At 69.0% G+C, this 17,109-nt stretch carries 16 protein-coding genes and 2 pseudogenes; 13 read left to right on the forward strand and 5 right to left on the reverse strand.

Annotated features, from left to right (window positions below; genetic code table 11):
* Positions 1-221: 221 nt before the first annotated feature.
* Complete coding sequence (locus tag QZ814_RS17115; protein ID WP_294334529.1) at positions 222-1,454, reverse strand: phosphatidylserine/phosphatidylglycerophosphate/cardiolipin synthase family protein; 1,233 nt, start codon at positions 1,452-1,454, stop codon at positions 222-224.
* Positions 1,455-1,604: 150 nt separating this feature from the next.
* Between QZ814_RS17115 and rpoZ the strand changes: the two genes are divergently transcribed.
* On the forward strand, positions 1,605-1,949 hold the full coding sequence (gene rpoZ, locus QZ814_RS17120; protein ID WP_294334530.1) for a DNA-directed RNA polymerase subunit omega: 345 nt from the start codon (positions 1,605-1,607) through the stop codon (positions 1,947-1,949).
* 69 nt (positions 1,950-2,018) lie between these two features.
* Here the strand turns inward: rpoZ and QZ814_RS17125 are convergent, their stop codons facing one another.
* Together QZ814_RS17125 and tsaD are read right to left on the reverse strand one after the other, a co-directional pair.
* Positions 2,019-2,996, reverse strand: coding sequence for an NAD(P)H-dependent glycerol-3-phosphate dehydrogenase (locus QZ814_RS17125; protein ID WP_294334532.1), 978 nt, complete (start codon positions 2,994-2,996; stop codon positions 2,019-2,021).
* Positions 2,993-4,018 (reverse strand): tRNA (adenosine(37)-N6)-threonylcarbamoyltransferase complex transferase subunit TsaD, encoded by a 1,026-nt coding sequence (gene tsaD / locus QZ814_RS17130; protein WP_294334534.1) that lies wholly within the window; start codon positions 4,016-4,018, stop codon positions 2,993-2,995. The genes QZ814_RS17125 and tsaD overlap by 4 nt, the downstream gene beginning before the upstream one ends.
* Positions 4,019-4,123: 105 nt before the next feature.
* On the opposite strand from tsaD, the gene hemC reads away from it, so the two are divergent.
* The 6 genes from hemC (at position 4,124) to QZ814_RS17160 (ending at position 9,421) form a co-directional block, all read left to right on the forward strand.
* A complete protein-coding gene (gene hemC, locus QZ814_RS17135; RefSeq protein ID WP_294334535.1) occupies positions 4,124-5,029 on the forward strand; it encodes a hydroxymethylbilane synthase in 906 nt (301 codons plus the stop codon).
* Complete coding sequence (locus QZ814_RS17140) at positions 5,026-5,688, forward strand: uroporphyrinogen-III synthase (protein WP_294334536.1); 663 nt, start codon at positions 5,026-5,028, stop codon at positions 5,686-5,688. Before hemC ends, QZ814_RS17140 begins: the two co-directional genes overlap by 4 nt.
* 131 nt (positions 5,689-5,819) lie before the next feature.
* Positions 5,820-6,614: a hypothetical protein gene (locus QZ814_RS17145; protein ID WP_294334537.1), complete on the forward strand. Its 795-nt coding sequence runs from the start codon at positions 5,820-5,822 to the stop codon at positions 6,612-6,614.
* Position 6,615: 1 nt separating this feature from the next.
* The gene (locus QZ814_RS17150) at positions 6,616-7,800 is read left to right on the forward strand and encodes an acyl-CoA dehydrogenase (protein ID WP_294334538.1); all 1,185 of its coding nucleotides are present in this window, start codon (positions 6,616-6,618) and stop codon (positions 7,798-7,800) included.
* Entirely contained in the window at positions 7,800-8,318 is a 519-nt protein-coding gene (locus QZ814_RS17155; protein ID WP_294334539.1) for a GNAT family N-acetyltransferase, read from the forward strand. The genes QZ814_RS17150 and QZ814_RS17155 overlap by 1 nt, the downstream gene beginning before the upstream one ends.
* Entirely contained in the window at positions 8,315-9,421 is a 1,107-nt protein-coding gene (locus QZ814_RS17160) for a CaiB/BaiF CoA-transferase family protein (RefSeq protein ID WP_294334540.1), read from the forward strand. The genes QZ814_RS17155 and QZ814_RS17160 overlap by 4 nt, the downstream gene beginning before the upstream one ends.
* Positions 9,422-9,437: 16 nt before the next feature.
* Here the strand turns inward: QZ814_RS17160 and nadB are convergent, their stop codons facing one another.
* A complete protein-coding gene (nadB, locus tag QZ814_RS17165) occupies positions 9,438-11,042 on the reverse strand; it encodes an L-aspartate oxidase (RefSeq protein WP_294334541.1) in 1,605 nt (534 codons plus the stop codon).
* A gap of 93 nt (positions 11,043-11,135) precedes the next feature.
* Here nadB and QZ814_RS17170 point away from each other — a divergent pair, with 93 nt between their 5' ends.
* Positions 11,136-12,068 (forward strand): PHB depolymerase family esterase, encoded by a 933-nt coding sequence (locus QZ814_RS17170; RefSeq protein WP_294334542.1) that lies wholly within the window; start codon positions 11,136-11,138, stop codon positions 12,066-12,068.
* Between the two features lie 41 nt (positions 12,069-12,109).
* Positions 12,110-12,955, forward strand: coding sequence for a DUF2071 domain-containing protein (locus QZ814_RS17175; protein ID WP_294334544.1), 846 nt, complete (start codon positions 12,110-12,112; stop codon positions 12,953-12,955).
* A 19-nt stretch (positions 12,956-12,974) separates the two neighbouring features.
* Here QZ814_RS17175 and QZ814_RS17180 read toward each other — a convergent pair whose 3' ends face one another.
* Positions 12,975-13,892, reverse strand: a complete 918-nt coding sequence (locus QZ814_RS17180; protein WP_294334546.1) for an ABC transporter ATP-binding protein — start codon at positions 13,890-13,892, stop codon at positions 12,975-12,977.
* Positions 13,893-13,959: 67 nt separating this feature from the next.
* Between QZ814_RS17180 and QZ814_RS17185 the strand changes: the two genes are divergently transcribed.
* The 4 genes and pseudogenes from QZ814_RS17185 to QZ814_RS17200 form a co-directional block, all read left to right on the forward strand.
* A complete protein-coding gene (locus QZ814_RS17185) occupies positions 13,960-14,190 on the forward strand; it encodes a zinc-finger domain-containing protein (protein WP_294334548.1) in 231 nt (76 codons plus the stop codon).
* A gap of 49 nt (positions 14,191-14,239) precedes the next feature.
* Positions 14,240-15,624: pseudogene (locus tag QZ814_RS17190) on the forward strand (metallopeptidase TldD-related protein).
* A 291-nt stretch (positions 15,625-15,915) separates the two neighbouring features.
* A complete protein-coding gene (locus tag QZ814_RS17195) occupies positions 15,916-16,254 on the forward strand; it encodes a P-II family nitrogen regulator (protein WP_058717839.1) in 339 nt (112 codons plus the stop codon).
* Between the two features lie 13 nt (positions 16,255-16,267).
* Positions 16,268-17,109 (forward strand): annotated as a pseudogene (locus QZ814_RS17200) (ammonia channel protein); the annotation flags it as partial.

Below are 17,109 nucleotides of genomic sequence, written 5' to 3' on the forward strand. Positions count from 1 at the left end.
CATGCTCGATCGCACACAGGTCCACTGGGACGCAACGGACGGCGCGGGTGGTCCCCATTGCTGATGCCATCGCGACCAATGGGGGAGCAAGAATGACCTGGCAGCCGTAGCGACATCAAGGATCATCGTGTCGGCGTTCGCCACCCGCCCGCGGAAATCAAGGACCCGACTCATGACCCACCTCCATCCGCCCCGGCCCTACGCCATGTGTGGAGTACGGCTTATGATTCCACCGGCCCCTTGTTGCCGAAGTTCAGCCGGCGCGTGACGTTATAGTCGAGCACCGCCATCACGAAATAGGCGCCGAACTGCTTCACCCGGGTCCACCAGCCGGTGCGCGCCTTGTAGAGTTCCGGCGTGATCCGCTCGGACTGCGCCACCTCGCCGTCGACATAGCTGCGGACATGCGCGGCGAAGGCCGGGTCCGCCACGCGCAGCATCAGCTCCAGGTTCAGGAACATGCTGCGAATGTCGAAATTGGCCGATCCGATGTGCACCACGTCGTCGATCACGTAGAGCTTGGTGTGCAGCTTGGTCGGCTGATATTCGTAGATCTGCACGTCCTTGCGAAGCAGCCCGGCATAAGTGAACCGCGCCGCCCAGATCGCGGCGGCGTGGTCGAGCTTCGAGGGGAGCACCAGCCGCACCCGCCCCCGCCGCCCCGCCTTGTCGAGCCGCCGCAGCATCGCCGGACTCGGGGCGAAATAGGCGGCGATCAGGTCGAGCCGGGTCGCCCGCTCCATGTCGTGCTTCACCACCCGCGCCCAGGGGGACAGGCGCCGCATCGGCCCGCCGAACAGCCAGCGGGTGTTTCCCTCCGGCTCGCTCCAGGTCTTGAGCGTGCGCGCCAGCGAGCGCAGCGTCGCGCGCGGACGCTTCGCCCAGCCGGCGAGCGCGTCGAAATAGCCGGTCAACCGCTCGGCCGCCGGCCCTTCGACCAGCAGCCCCATGTCGCGCCACGCCTGCTCGGCGGCGGTGCCGAAATAGCTCGATTCGATATTGAACCCGCCGACGATCACCCGCGCCTCGTCGGCCAGCGCCAGCTTCTGGTGGTTGCGCAGCAGATAGCGCCGCCCCCAGCGGGGCACGAAGCGGCAGACCTCGACGCCCGCCGCATGGAGCGGCGCGAAGAAATCATTGCCCTGGGCATGCTCGCTGCCCAGCCCGTCGACGATGAGGTATACGCGGACGCCCCGCGCCGCCGCGTCGAGCAGCGCCTGGCGCACCGCTGCGCCCGCCTCGTCGTCGAGATAGATATAGTAGAGCACCCGCAGCGTCCGTGTCGCACCCGCGATCAGCGCCAGCAGCGCGCGCAGCCGCTCGGGTCCGTCGGGCAGCAGCGTCAGGCGATTGCCGTCGACGGTAAAGCGGGGCTGGGCGAGCGGCGGCATGGCCGCGTCATCGGGCACATCGGCGCCTGCGGCAAGCGGCTCGGCATCGGCATAGGGCGCCATCGGGAATCGATTCTCCTGCTCGGTTGCGCAGACAACGCGCACGCGGGCATTGGGTTCGCCCGCACCCTCCGGCCGCTTTCCTTGACTTTTCGGCAGCCGGCCTCTAACTGGCCGGTCTTTCCCGGACACCCCTATCCCAAGGAAGCGTATATGGCGCGCGTCACAGTCGAGGATTGCGTCGACAAGGTTCCCAACCGGTTCGACCTGGTGTTGTTCGCCGCCCAGCGCGCGCGGCAGATCTCCGGTGGTGCCGATCTGACCCTGGATCGCGATCGCGACAAGAATCCGGTCGTCGCCCTGCGCGAGATCGCCGAAGAAACCGTGCGTCCCGATCACCTGCAGGAAGCCGTGGTGTCGAGCCTGCAGCGCGTCCGCATCGACGACGAGGATGCGCCGGATGAAGTCGGTTCGATCCAGGCCCAGGCCGAGGCACTGCGCCTCACCGCGGCGGCCCCGCCCCGCAACCAGAATCTGGGTGGCGATTACGAGGGCTGATCACTCTCTACCGCACTGGAACTGCAAAAGGGCTGGCGGAAACGCCGGCCCTTTTTCGTTGCTCGTTCGCTAAACGGCCTCGGGCTTGAGCGGGCGGCTGAGCAGCGCATCGATCACCTCGGCCACCGGCGCGCCTTCGAGCAGCGCGTTGACGGCCAGCGTCACCGGCATCTCCACGCCTGCCTCTGCGGCAGCCTCGCGGAGCACCGGCGCGGTGAAGGCGCCCTCGGCCACGGTTTTGCGATCCGAGAGCAATGCGGCGGCGCTGCGCCCTTGCCCCAGCCCGACGCCCAGCGAGAAATTGCGGGAATTGGTCGACGAGCAGGTGAGGACCAGGTCACCCAAACCAGACAGGCCGGTGAGCGTCTCCGCCTGCGCACCGCGGGCGAGGCCGAAGCGGGTCATCTCGGCAAAGCCGCGCGCGATCAGCGCCGCGCGGGCGTTGAGCCCGAGCCCGGCGCCTTCCACCACGCCGCAGGCGATGGCGAGCACATTCTTCACCGCGCCGCCGATTTCGGCGCCGATCACGTCGGCCGAGGCATAGGGGCGGAAGGCCGGCGCGCCGAGTCGTTCCGTCAGGCGGGTGCGCAGCGCGGCGTCCTCGCAGGCAAGCGTCACCGCGGTCGGCTTCCCCGCTGCCACTTCGTGCGCGAAGGTGGGGCCGGACAGCACCGCGATCGGCGCATCGGGCGCGACGCTGCGCGCCACTTCGCCCACGAGCAGCCGAGTGCCCGCCTCGATCCCCTTGGCGCAGAGCACGAGCGGGGTGGTGCCGACCGCCGTCTCCGCCAAGACTGCGCGGACATGTTGCGCTGGCGCCACCACCAGCAGCGCGTCGCAGCCGGCAAGGTCGCCAAGACTGCCGGTCGCGCGGATGCTGGGGGACAGCGGCACCCCGGCGAGGAACTGGCGATTCTCGTGCGCGGTGTTGATGCTCTCCACAACCTCGGGCTCGCGCGCCCAGAGCAGGACGGGGTCATGCCCACGCGCCGCGACCTGTGCGAGCGCGGTGCCCCAGGCGCCGCCGCCGATCACCCCGATCTTCATGCCTTCACTCCTGCGCCGCGCACCTTTTCCGCATCGGGATCGAGCGGCCAGCGCGCCCGTGCCGGGGTTTCGAGCGGATCGGTAAGCCCTTGCGCGAAGCGCTCGGCGCCCGCCCAGGCGATCATCGCGGCGTTATCGGTGCACAGCCAGAGCGGCGGCGCGACGAAGCGCAGGCCGTGGTCCGCGGCCAAGGCTTCCAGCGCCCCGCGCACCGCCCTGTTGGCGGCGACACCGCCCGCGACCACAAGCGCCGTCGGCTGCACGCTCGCCAGCGCCCGACGGGTGCGATCGACCAGGCAGTCGACCACCGCCTGCTGGAACGAGGCGGCGAGATCCTCGGCGCTATAGTCGTTCACCGCGCGTGCGACCGCGCTCTTCAGCCCCGCGAACGAGAAATGCGGCTCGCCCGATCCGACCAGCGGGCGCGGCAGCGGCATCGCCCTGGGATTGCCGCGCTCGGCGGCCTTTTCCACCGCCGGGCCGCCGGGAAAGCCGAGGCCGAGCAGCTTCGCCGTCTTGTCGAACGCCTCGCCTGCCGCGTCGTCGATCGTGGTGGCGAGCCGGCGATAGCGGCTGACGCCCTCGACCAGCAGCAACTGGCAATGCCCGCCCGAGACGAGCAACAGCAGGTACGGAAATTCCAGGCTCCGGTCGCCGAGTCGCGGCGAGAGCGCATGGCCCTCGAGATGATTCACGGCCACCAGCGGCTTGTTCGCCGCCAGCGCCAGTGCCTTGCCGGTGACGAGGCCCACCATCACGCCGCCGATCAGGCCGGGCCCCGCCGTGGCGGCGATCGCGTCGACCTGGTCGAGCGTGACCCCTGCCTCCTCGAGCGCCGCTTCGACGAGCGGCCCCAGCATCTCGACATGCGCGCGCGCCGCAATCTCGGGCACGACACCGCCATAGGGCCGGTGCGCCTCTTCCTGCCGCGCCAGCTTGTGCGCGCGGATCGTGCCATCGCTGGTCACCAGGGCCGCCGCCGTTTCGTCGCAGCTCGATTCAAGTCCGAGGATCAGTGCCATTGCTCCCATCTAAGCCGCTTGGCGGCAGGGTCCAGAGGCGGAGGGCGTTTGGATCCGCGAAGACCCCCATTGCCCTCGCTTCACCGCAACCCTAGCACCAGCGCCATGACTGGATTTCGCATCGGCACGCGCGGCTCGCCGCTCGCCCTTACCCAGGCCCATATGGTGCGTGACGCGCTGCAGGCGGCGCACGGCATCGCGGGCGAGATCGTCGTCGTCCGCACCACCGGCGACAGGGTGCAGGACCGCCCGCTCGCCGAGATCGGCGGCAAGGCGCTGTGGACCAAGGAACTGGACCGCGCGCTGCTCGAAGGCGACATCGACTGCGCGGTGCATTCGATGAAGGATGTCGAGACGATCCGCCCGGAAGCGATCGCCATCGCCGCGATGCTGCCGCGCGCCGATGTGCGCGACCGGCTGGTGGGCGCGGAATCGCTCGCGGCGCTGAAGCCGGCGGCGGTGATCGGCACCGCCTCGCCGCGCCGCGCCGCGCAGGTGAAGCGCCACCGCCCGGACATCTCCACCGTGCTGTTCCGCGGCAATGTCGACACGCGTCTCGCCAAGCTGGCGGCAGGCGAGGCGGATGCGACGCTGCTCGCCTCGGCGGGGCTCGAGCGGCTGGGCCGCCACGACGTCGGCCACGTCATTCCCACGAGCGTGATGCTGCCGGCGCCGGCGCAGGGCGCGGTAGGAATCGAAGCGCGCGCCGACGATAGCCGCACGCTTGCGCTGCTAGCGGCGATCGATCACCCCAAGACCCGCGCCTGCGTGCTCGCCGAACGCGCGCTGCTCGCCGCGCTGATGGCGGACTGCCATTCGCCGGTGGCGGCCTTGGCGACGATCGAAGGCGCGATCCTGACGATCGAGGCGGAGCTGTTCGCCGGGGACGGCAGCGCCCATGTCCATGGCATGATCGAAGGCGCGCCGGAGGACGCGATGCTGCCCGCCGCGCTCGCCCGCGACCTGCTCGATCGCGCGCCCGATACGGTGCGCGCGCTGTTCGCCGGATGAGCCGGCCGATCGCGGTCCTGCGGCCGGACCCCGGCAACCGCATCACCGCCGCCGCCATCGAAGGGCGCGGCCGCACCGCGATCCGCCTGCCGCTGTTCGCGACGCGCCCGCTCGCCTGGTCGGTGCCCGACGCGGCCGCGTTCGACGCCCTGATCCTCACCAGCGCCAATGCCGTGCGACTGGCCGGCGACGGGCTGGAGACCCTGCGCGGCCTGCCGGTACATGCGGTGGGCGAGGCGACCGCATCGGCCGCCCGCCGGGTCGGGTTCGACGTCGTTTCGGTCGGGCAGAAGGGCGCCGCCGCACTGGTCGAGCAGGCTCGGGCAATGGGCGTACGCCGCGCCCTGCATCTCGCGGGCCAGGAACGGACATTGGAGGCAGGCGACATCGTCGCGGCGGTATTGCCGGTATATGCAAGCGAAGCACTGCCGATCGCCCCCGAAGCCGCCGCCGCACTGGCCGGCAGCGTCGCGCTGGTCCAGTCGGCCCGAGCCGGTGCGCGGCTGGCGGAGATCGCGCCCGACCGCAGCACCATCGTCCTCGTGGCGGTCAGCGACGCGGCGGCAGCCGGCGCCGGCAGGGGCTGGCGCGCCACCGCCATTGCCGCGCACCCGGAAACCGAAGCCCTGATCGACCTCGCCATCACGCTCGCCGATTGACCCGCGGCCCCCGCGCGGCGAAAAGGGCGGCCATGAGCGACGAGCCCCTGGCGCCCGAGCCGGTCCGAACCCTTGGTCCGCGCCGACCCCGAATGATTCCCGCCGGGCTTGGTTTCCTTGCCGGCACTGCCTTGACCGCAGGTGCGATCCAGCTTGCCGGCCAGCATTTCGGCACGGCCCCTGCCGGCACGACCGCCCCCAGCGCCGCGCCCTCACCCGCCGCCCAGCCGCTGAAAATGCCGCCGCCGGTGCTCGCGCCTGCCACCGATGTGGCGACGCTGGATGCCCGGGAAAGCGCGCTCGCCGCCCGGCTCGATGCGCTGGAGCTGCAGTTGCGCCAGGCCGATGAAAGCGCGCGCAACGCCGCCCAATATTCTACCCAGGCCGAACGGCTGATGGTCGCCGCCGCGGTGCGCCGCGCGATCGAGCGCGGCCAGCCGCTCGGCAGCCTGGAGCAGCAGCTCCGCGCCCGCTTCGGCGAGCGCCATCCACAGGCGGTGGGAGCGATCGTCGCGGCCGCCGCCGATCCGCTCACGCTCGAGGATCTGCGCATCGCGCTGGATACCATCGCTCCGCGGCTCGGCACCGGGCCGGACGACAGCCTCTGGGTGCGCTTCCGCAGCTTCGTGGGCGACCTGTTCGTGCTGCACCAGGCCGGCATGCCGAGCCCGCGCCCCGCCGAGCGCCTGCGCCGCGCCCGCAGCGCGCTTGCCGCCGGCAATGTCGAGACCGCGATCGCCGAAGTCGCACACATGCCCGGCGCCTCCGTGGCGGAGGGCTGGACCAGCGCCGCGTCGCGCTATGTCAGCGCCCGCAAGGCCCTGGACGAGATAGAGAAGGCGGCCGCTGCAACGCCGCCCAAACCACCGGTCGTGGCGCCGGCACCCGCCCCCGCCCCGGCACCGGAGACACCGAGGAACGACTGAAATGGCAGAAATGGGCCGGTTTGACTGGCAGGATCCGTTCGGGCTCGACGGCGAGCTGACCGACGAAGAGCGAATGGTGCGCGATGCCGCGCGCGACTATGCGCAGGGCGAGCTGCTCCCCCGCGTCACCTCCGCCTATCTGGAAGAGCGGTTCGACCGCGAGATCATGTCCGAGATGGGCGCGCTGGGCCTGCTCGGGCCCACGATCCCCGAAACCTATGGCGGCGCCGGCCTCGGCTATGTCGCCTATGGCCTGGTCGCGCGCGAGGTGGAGCGGGTCGATTCGGGCTACCGTTCGGCAATGAGCGTGCAGAGCTCGCTCGTCATGCACCCGATCCATGCCTATGGCAGCGAGGAGCAGCGGCGAAAGTATCTGCCCAAGCTGGCGAGCGGCGAATGGGTCGGCTGTTTCGGCCTGACCGAGCCCGACGCCGGCTCCGATCCCGCCGGCATGCGCACGCGGGCCGAGAAGATCGACGGCGGCTACCGGATCACCGGCGCCAAGATGTGGATCACCAATTCCCCGATCGCCGACGTGTTCGTCGTCTGGGCGAAGAGCGATGCGCATGACGGGGCGATCCGCGGCTTCGTGCTGGAACGCGGCATGAAGGGGCTCACCAGCCCGAAGATCGAGGGCAAGCTGAGCTTGCGCGCCTCGGTGACCGGCGAGATCGTGATGGACGGGGTGGAAGTGGGCGAAGACGCGCTGCTTCCCAACGTCCAGGGGCTGAAGGGGCCGTTCGGCTGCCTCAACCGCGCGCGCTATGGCATCGCCTGGGGCACGATGGGCGCGGCCGAGGCCTGCTTCCATGCCGCGCGCCAGTACACGCTGGACCGCCACCAGTTCGGCCGGCCGCTGGCCGCGACCCAGCTGGTGCAGCTCAAGCTCGCCAATATGGAGACCGAGATTGCGCTGGGGCTGCAGGCGGCGCTGCGCTGCGGGCGGATGTTCGACGTGGGTACGCTCAGCCCGGAGGCGATCAGCATCATCAAGCGCAACAATTGCGGCAAGGCGCTGGAGATCGCCCGCGTCGCGCGCGACATGCACGGCGGCAACGGCATCTCGGCCGAATTCCACGTGATCCGCCATGCGATCAACCTCGAGACGGTGAATACGTACGAAGGCACGCACGATGTCCACGGGCTGATTCTCGGCCGGGCGATCACCGGGATCGCGGCGTTCTGATGGCGCCCGATCGGCAGCCGGTACTGGAAGGCGAGCTGGTCCGCATCCGGCCGATGACGGCGGCCGATCGGGAGCCGCTCTACGCGGTTGCAAGCGATCCGCTGGTCTGGGAGGTCCACCCGGCGCATGATCGCTGGCAGCGGCCGGTGTTCGATGCCTTTTTCGACGCCTGCCTGGCAAGCGGCGGCCGGCTGACCATCCTCGATCGTGCGAGCGGCGCGGTGATCGGCGGCTCGCGCTACGACAATTGGGTGCCCGAGGCCGACGAGATCGAGATCGGCTGGACCTATATCGCGCGTGCCTATTGGGGCGGGCGTTACAATCGCGAGATCAAGACGCTGATGCTCGCCCATATCCACCGAGAGGTCGCGACGGTGACCTTCATGGTCGGCGCGGATAATGTCCGTTCGCGCCGCGCGATGGAGAAGATCGGCGGCGTGCTCCGCCCCGGCACACTGCCGCGCATGATGGCAGGCGAGGTAAAGCCGCACGTCGTCTACGCGATCCGCCGTCCGTGAAGCCGCTGGCCGGCATCAAGGTCGTCGAGCTCGCCCGCATCCTCGCCGGGCCCTGGTGCGGGCAGCTGCTCGCCGATCTGGGGGCCGACGTGGTGAAGGTGGAGCGCCCCGGCGCCGGCGACGATACCCGGCACTGGGGTCCGCCCTTCCTCCACGATGCGGAAGGGGCGAACCGCGACGCCGCCTATTTCCACGCCTGCAATCGCGGCAAGACCAGCATCGGCATCGACATCGCCACGCCCGAGGGGCAGGCCGCCGCCAGGGCGCTGATCGCCGAGGCGGACGTCGTGATCGAGAATTACAAGGTCGGCGGGCTGGTGAAATACGGGCTCGATGCCGCCAGCCTGCGGGCGGCGAACCCGCGGCTGATCGTCTGCTCGATCACCGGCTTCGGCCAGACCGGCCCCTATGCGCCGCGTGCCGGCTATGACTTCATCATCCAGGGCATGGGCGGGGCGATGAGCCTCACCGGCGAGCCCGATGGCGCGCCCCAGAAAGCGGGGGTCGCCTATGCCGACATCTTCACCGGCGTCTATTCGGCGGTCGCGATCCTCGCCGCGCTCCGCCGGCGCGACGTGGAAGGCATCGGCGCGCATATCGACATGGCGCTGCTCGACACCCAGGTGGCGGTGCTCGCCAATCAGGCGCTCAACTGGATGGCGAGCGGCACGGTGCCGCACCGCATGGGTAATGGACATGCGAATCTGGTGCCATACCAGGCCTTTGCCTGTCGCGACGGCGAGCTGATCGTCGCGGTGGGCAATGATTCGCAGTTCGCGAAGCTGTGCGGAATCCTGGGGCTGGGTCTGGCAGGCGATCCGCGCTTCGCCACCAACCCGGCGCGCGTCACCCATCGCGATGCGCTGATCCCGCAGCTCGCCCGCGCGATCCTCGATTGGGCCAAGGCGGACTTGTATGAGGCGCTGGAGGCGCAGGGCGTGCCGGCCGGGCCGATCAACCGCGTCGACGAAGTGTTCGCCGATCCGCAGGTGATCGCGCGCGGGATGGCGATCGTACGCGAGGGGCTGCCCGGCCTCGCCAGCCCGATCACCATCGACGGCGAACGCATGATCGCCGAGCGGGCGAGCCCGGCGCGGCCCTGAACGCCGGGACGCGGGATCAGGGTACCAGGATAGTGTCCACTGCGTCGGGCAACGTTTCCGGATAATCGAGCGTGTAGTGCAGGCCCCGGCTCTCCTTGCGGTGGAGCGCCGAGCGGACGATCAGGTCGGCGCTTTCCAGCAGGTTGCGCAGCTCGATCAGGTCGGGCGTGACGCGGAAATGGCCGTAATAGTCGGCGACTTCCTCGCGCAGCAGCTTGATGCGGTGCGCGGCGCGCTCCAGCCGCTTGGTGGTGCGGACGATGCCGACATAGTTCCACATGAAGCGGCGGATCTCGGTCCAGTTCTGCTTGATGACGACTTCCTCGTCGGAATCGGTCACCCGGCTCTCGTCCCACGGCCGGATCGCCGGCGGCGGGGCGAGTTCGCCCCAATGCGCCGTGATGTGATTCGCCACCGCCTCGCCGAACACGAAGCATTCGAGCAGGGAGTTGGACGCGAGGCGATTGGCCCCATGCAGCCCCGACTGGCTCACCTCGCCTGCGGCATAGAGGCCCGGCAGGTCGGTACGCCCGTCGCGATCGATCACCACGCCGCCGCAGGTATAATGCTGGGCGGGGACCACCGGGATCGGCGCCTTGGTCATGTCGATGTCGAGATCGAGCAGCCGGTGGTAGATGGTCGGGAAATGGTGCTGGACGAACTCCGGCCCCATGTGACTGATGTCCAGGTGGACATAGTCGAGGCCGAGCCGCTTGATCTCGTGGTCGATCGCCCGCGCCACGATGTCGCGCGGCGCCAGCTCCAGCCGGGAATCGAAATCGGGCATGAAGCGGTGGCCCGCCTCGTCGCCGGCGTCGGGGGGCAGCAGCAGATGCCCGCCCTCGCCGCGCACCGCCTCGGTGATCAGGAAGTTCTTGACGTCGAGATTGTAGAGGCAGGTCGGGTGGAACTGCATCATCTCCATGTTGGAGATGCGGCAGCCCGCGCGCCACGCCATCGCGATGCCGTCCCCGGTCGCGCCGCGCGGGGCGGTGGAGAAGAGATAGGTGCGCCCCGCCCCGCCCGTCGCGAGCACGGTGGCGCGGGCGGTGAACAGCTCGACGCGGTTGGTCGCGCGGTTGAAGGCATAGACGCCCCAGACATTGCCCGCGCCCGAATAGCGGAGTTCGTGCCGGCTGGTGGCAAGGTCGATCACCACCATGTCGGGCACCAGCGTGATGTTCGGATGCGCCTGCGCGGCGCGGAGCAGCGCGGTCTGCACGGCGAGGCCCGTGGCGTCGTCGACATGCGCGATGCGCCGGTGGCTGTGGCCGCCCTCACGGGTAAGGTGCAGGGCATTGCCCTCGGTATTGAACGGCACGCCGAGCTGGACCAGCCGCTCGATCGCTGCGGGCGCGTTTTCGACCACCATCTCCACGGTCGCGCGATCGTTGAGGCCGGCGCCGGCGACCATCGTGTCCTCGATATGGCTTTCGAAGGTGTCGCCGTCTTCCAGCACCGCGGCGATGCCGCCCTGCGCCCAGGCGGTCGAGCCCTCGGCAAAGCCGCCCTTGGCCAGCACCGTCACCTTGAACCGGTCGGCCAGATGGAGCGCGGTGGTGAGCCCCGCCGCGCCGGAACCGAGGACCAGGACATCGCTTTGGTGATTGGTGTCGGACAAAGAGGCACTCCTTTGCGGCGCTTAAAGCGCGCATGGGCGGGGTTCCGCAATCCCTACTCGTGGGCATAAGGGGTTAGCGAAGAGGAGAGATGCATGCGGCTGGGCTGGTGGATCGGAGTGGCGGCGCTGTTCGGCAGCGGCTCGGCGCAGGCGGCGGCGTGCCGGCTCGGGCCAGCGGGAACGACGGTGCCGGTGGCGATCGAAGGCACCGGACGCTCGATGCTGGTGCATGTGCCGGCCGGTCGCAGCGCCGCGCGGCTGCCTTTGGTGTTCGTGTTCCACGGCAGCACCGGCAAGGGCCGCGACATCCTCGCCCAGTCCAAGCTGGAGGCGACCGCGGACCGCCACGGCTTCCTGCTCGCCGCGCCCGATGGCGGCATTCCGGCGGAAAAGGGCTTTGTGTGGAACATCCCCGGCGTGCCGACGGTAACCGGCAAGATCCCCGGCCCGGAGGATGCCGGCGACGTCGCCTTCGTGCAGAGCGCGATCGACCAGCTGGCGGCCAAGGGCTGCGTGGACCGGTCGCGCGTCTACGCCACCGGCTATTCGGGCGGCGGGCGGATGACCTCGTGGCTCGGCTGCGTCGCGGCGGACCGCTTCGCCGCGATCGCCCCGGTGGTGGGCCTGCGCGCGGGCAATCCGTTGAAGGAAACGCCCCGCGTCCCCGATCCGGCGACCTGCACGCCATCGCGACCGATGCCCGTCCTTGCCTTCGCCGGCGATGCCGACACCACCAACCCGATCCAGGGCGGCGGCGCGGGCTATTGGCAGTACACCATGCACACTGCGCTGGTCCGCTGGGCGGACCTGAACGGGTGTCGGGTGGGGCCGGTGGAGCGCGAGGTCTCGGCCGAGGTGAAGGAGGAGCGCTTCAGCCGCTGCTCGGGCAGGGCAGACGTGGCCGGTCGGGTGAAGCATGGCGCCGGCCATGTCTGGGTGGCGGATAACGAGGCGATGTGGGCGTTCTTTGCGCGACATCGGCGGCGCGACGCAATCCGCATGGACAGGTCGAAGGGGAGCAGATAGCCGACACCTAGGCAAAGGGTCGTCGGGGCGGGGCGCGTTTCATGCAGAATGCATTTCATTCGCCGAACCACGGCTTGCGCGGACGGCTGGAGGAATGGCTTGCGAACAACACGCTCCTGCGCCGGTTGCGTCGGAGCCTGTTGTCGCGCCTGCCGTTCGTCACGCTGACCAGCGATGTCCGGGACGTGGTCTATGCAAATTGGGTCGTTCCCGTCAGCAAGGTACGGCAGGTTGTGCCCGACCGAATCCAGCTGGTCGAGCGAGACGGCACGACCGTGCTCACGGTGCTCACCTATCGGCACACCCATTTCGGCCCCGCCCTGCTGGGCCCCTTGCGGGCGCTGTTTCCGTCGCCGCTCCAGAGCAACTGGCGACTGTATATCGATGCGGTGGACGGCCAACGACGTTCGTCCCTGGTCCTGTTCATCCGCAACGTTTTCGACAGCCTGCTATATGCGCTCGTGACGCGGGTGTTGAGCGATGTCCTGCCTTCTCAGACGGCGCGCGCGTTCACGCATGCTTGTTCGGCGAACGACTGTGAAACCACGATCGTCGATACAGAAGGCACGCTGGGCCTTCACCTCGCAGCGCGCGTCGAAGAAGCGCGCATTCTCCCCAAGGCCTTCGCGGCACTCTTCGACTCCTGGGACGAGGCCGTACGGTCCTTGGCACTGCAGGATGCCGCGATCGCGCAAATCCCCGATGAAGCGGCATTAGCGCATTCCCGGATCGATCTGCCGATCGACCTGCGAACGGTGGAACCTCTGCAGGCAACGCACATCGAGGCGGGACCATGGTTGCGGTCGCTTGGCGCCGAAGGGCCGCCGCTCTGCTTCCGGGTCCCTGCCGTCCGCCTCCGCGCGCTTTCCGACACGCTGATCCGCTAGGCGCGCGTACCGCCTTTGCCTACGCCGCCCGCGTCAAATTCAGGAACACATCCTCCAGGTCCGCCTCGCGGGTCGACACGTCGACGATCCCCAGACCCGCCGCCTGCACCGCGCCCAGCACTTCGCCGGCATTGGCCTGGTCCTTGCGGTAGGTGATCACCAGCACCCGCTCGCCCTTCAGTTCCACCTTCTGGAAGCAGGCATTGTCCGGTGCGGCGGCGATGTCGCGGTCCACCGTCACCTCGACCACCTTTTCCTGCGCCATGCCGACCAGCTCGCGCGTGGGCTTGTTGGCGATCAGCTGGCCGTGGTTGATGATCGCGATGCGGTCGCACAGCTCCTCGGCCTCTTCGAGATAGTGCGTCGTCAGCACCACCGTCACGCCGCGCTGGTTGAGCTGCTTCACATAGGCCCAGAGCTGCTGGCGCAGTTCCACGTCGACGCCGGCGGTCGGCTCGTCGAGCACGATGATCGGCGGCGAATGGACCATCGCCTTGGCGACCATCAGCCGCCGCTTCATGCCGCCCGACAGCGTGCGCGAATAGGCGTTGGCCTTGTCCTCCAGATGCACCGCGCGGAGCAGCGCCATCGCATCGAACTTGCCCTTCGCCACGCCGTACAGCCCGGCCTGGATTTCCAGCGTCTCCTTCGGCGTGAAGAAGGGATCGAACAGGATCTCCTGGTTGACGATGCCGATGCTCGCCTTGGCGTTGCGCGGGGAAGCGTCGATGTCGAAGCCCCAGATCGAAACCGTGCCGTCGGTCTTGTTGACCAGCCCCGCGAGGATGTTGATCAGCGTCGACTTGCCGGCGCCGTTGGGGCCGAGCAGCCCGAAGATCTGCCCGCGCGGCACCTCGAAGCTCACCCCATCCAGCGCGCGCTTGCCGCCCGCATAGGTCTTGCAAAGAGTGTCGATCGCGATCGCTGCCTGGGTCATGGCCGGCAGCTTTAAGACCCTGCGCATCCGATTGCGAGCCCCCGCGCGCTTTGCTAAGGCGCGGGGCATGATCGCCCCGCCCGAAGTCATCCGTACCGCCCATGCCCGCGTTGCCTGCGACGGCACCGGCGAAGGTCTGCCCGCCGCGCTCGGCCATCCGCGCGTGTATCTCCAGATCGACGAGACCGGTTATGTCGATTGCGGCTATTGCGACCGCCGCTTCGTGCTGATCGGCGGCCCCGCCGACGGCGCCGACCAGAGCCAGCTGCCCGATCACCCGGCAGGCGCCAGCATCTGATCGTCGCGGGAGCGCGTGACTCTGCGCACGCGCCTCCTATATCGCCTGGATGACCATTCCTTCCGATCCCCGCGCCTTCCTCTATCGCGACGGGCTCGATCCCGACGCTGCCGTTCGCCTGACCGCCGATGCGCTGGGACAGGCCGAGGATGGCGAGCTCTATCTGCAATATCGCAAGTCCGAGGCGTTCGGCTTCGACGATGGCCGTCTGAAGACTGCCGCCTATGACACCCAGTCGGGCTTCGGCCTGCGCGCGGTCTCGGGCGAGACGACCGCCTTCGCCCATGCCAACGAGATCAGCGCCGCCGCGATCCGCCGCGCCGCCGAGACGATGGCGCTGATCGATCCGGCCAAGCAGGGCAAGGCGCCCCCGCCCCAGGGCAACAACCGCCACCTCTACACCGACGCCGATCCACTCGACCTGATACCCTTCGCCGACAAGGTGAATCTGTGCCAGACGATCGACGCGGCCGCCCGCGCCCGCGATCCGCGGGTGAAGCAGGTGTCGGTCAGCCTCACCGGCCAGTGGAGCGTGGTCGAGGTGGTGCGCGCCGATGGCTTCGTCGCCACCGATGTGCGGCCGCTGGTGCGGCTCAACGTCTCGGTGGTGGTCGAGCAGAACGGCCGCCGCGAGACCGGCAGCTTCGGCACCGGCGGGCGCGTGGTCTATGACCGGCTGTTCCAGCCCGAAACCTGGAACCGCGCGATCGACGAGGCACTCGCCCAGGCGCTGGTCAATCTCGATGCGGTCGCCGCGCCGGCCGGCGACATGACCGTGCTGTGCGGCCCCGGCTGGCCCGGCGTGCTGCTCCACGAGGCGGTGGGGCATGGCCTGGAGGGCGACTTCAACCGCAAGGGCACCAGCGCCTTTTCCGGCCGGATCGGCGAGCGCGTCGCGGCGCCCGGCGTGACCGTGGTCGACGACGGCTCGCTCCACGATCGCCGCGGTTCGCTCTCGATCGACGACGAGGGCACGCCGACGCGCGAGACGGTGCTGATCGAGGACGGTATCCTGAAGGGCTATATGCAGGACCGGCTCAACGCGCGGCTGATGGGCATCGGCGCATGACCAATACCTTCATGAAGGGCGGGCAGGACGATCCGGCCGAGCTGCTGTCGCGGGTGAAGAACGGCATCTTCGCCAAGTCGTTCGGCGGCGGCCAGGTCGATATCGTGTCGGGCAAGTTCGTCTTCTCCTGCACCGAGGCGTACCGGATCGAGAACGGCAAGCTGGGCGCGCCGATCAAGGGCGCGACGCTGATCGGCGATGGGCCCAGCGTGCTGACCAAGGTGACGGGCATCGGCAACGACTTCGCGCTGGACGAGGGCGTCGGGGTCTGCGGCAAGGGCGGGCAGAGCGTGCCCGCCGGTGTGGGTCAGCCGACGCTGCTGGTCGAAGGGCTGACCGTCGGCGGGACGGCGCTGGCGGCGTAATCCCAAAAATTCCTCCCCTGTAAGGGGAGGGGGACCAGCGAAGCTGGTGGAGGGGTGTCCCCGCTGGCCGTGACACCCCTCCGTCAGCACTGCGTGCTGCCACCTCCCCTTGCAGGGGAGGAAAGAGGGCTGCCCGAAAATCGGGCATATCGGGCTCAATGCCTAAAATTGATGCGCGGTGCCGCGTGACTCGCACTGCACCGCACCATCCTACGCTTGGAAAAGTCACAAAAACGTAAACTGGCACACCCCTTGCGATGCCTGTCCTCGGGTAATGCAAAGGGGGCGTAGGTGAAGCTGATCATTGCTATCATCAAGCCGTTCAAGCTCGACGAGGTGCGCGAGGCGCTCACCACTTTGGGCGTGGCGGGCATGACGGTGACCGAAGTGAAGGGGTTCGGACGGCAGAAGGGCCAGACCGAAATCTATCGCGGTGCCGAATACAGCACCAACATGGTGCCCAAGATCAAGATCGAGGTCGTCTGCGCGTCCGAGATCGCCGACCGTGTCGTCGAATCGATCCAGGCCGCCGCCAACACGGGCGCGATCGGCGACGGCAAGATCTTCATGCTCGATGTCGGCCAGGCCGTGCGTATCCGCACCGGCGAAACCGACGACGCAGCGCTCTGAGAGGGGGATTTCGATGAAGCATGTCACCAAATTGGCGACCGGCGCAGCGGGCCTGGGCCTGTCGCTGTTCGTCGCGCTGCCCGCCTGGGCGCAGGATGCCGCCGCGCTCCAGTCGCCGGCCACCGCTGCCCCGGCCGCGACCGTGAACAAGGGCGACACCGCCTGGATGCTCACCTCGACCGTGCTGGTCATGATGATGATCCTGCCGGGCCTGGCGCTGTTCTATGGCGGCCTCACCCGCGCCAAGAACATGCTGTCGACCATGACCCAGATCGGCGCGGCGGCCTGCCTCGCGATGCTGATCTGGGTGATGTACGGCTATAGCGTCGCCTTCGGCCCCGATGTGCCCGGCTTCGCCTCCAACTTCGTCTCGGGGCTGGGCAAGGCGTTCCTGAAGGGCGTCACGCCCGCCAGCCAGGCGGCGACCTTCACCGCGGGCGTCGAAATCCCCGAATATGTCTTCATCTGCTTCCAGATGACCTTCGCCGCGATCACCGCCGCGCTGGTGCTGGGCTCGGTCGTCGAGCGGATGAAGTTCTCGGCCGTGATGGCGTTCGTCGCCGTCTGGCTGACCATCGTCTATCTGCCGATCGCGCACATGGTCTGGGCGTCGTCGGGCCTGTTCTTCAAGGCGGGCGCGCTCGACTTTGCGGGCGGCACCGTGGTGCACATCAACGCCGGTGTCTCGGCGCTGGTCGCCGCCCTGATCCTGGGCAAGCGCATGGGCTATCCGACCACGCCGATGCCGCCGCACTCGCTGACGCTGACCGGGGTCGGCACCGGCCTGCTGTGGGTCGGCTGGTTCGGGTTCAATGCGGGCTCGGCGCTGGAGGCCAATGGCTCGGCGGGTCTGGC

Origin of the sequence: uncultured Sphingomonas sp. (assembly GCF_913777625.1) — a bacterium.
Lineage (GTDB): Bacteria > Pseudomonadota > Alphaproteobacteria > Sphingomonadales > Sphingomonadaceae > Sphingomonas.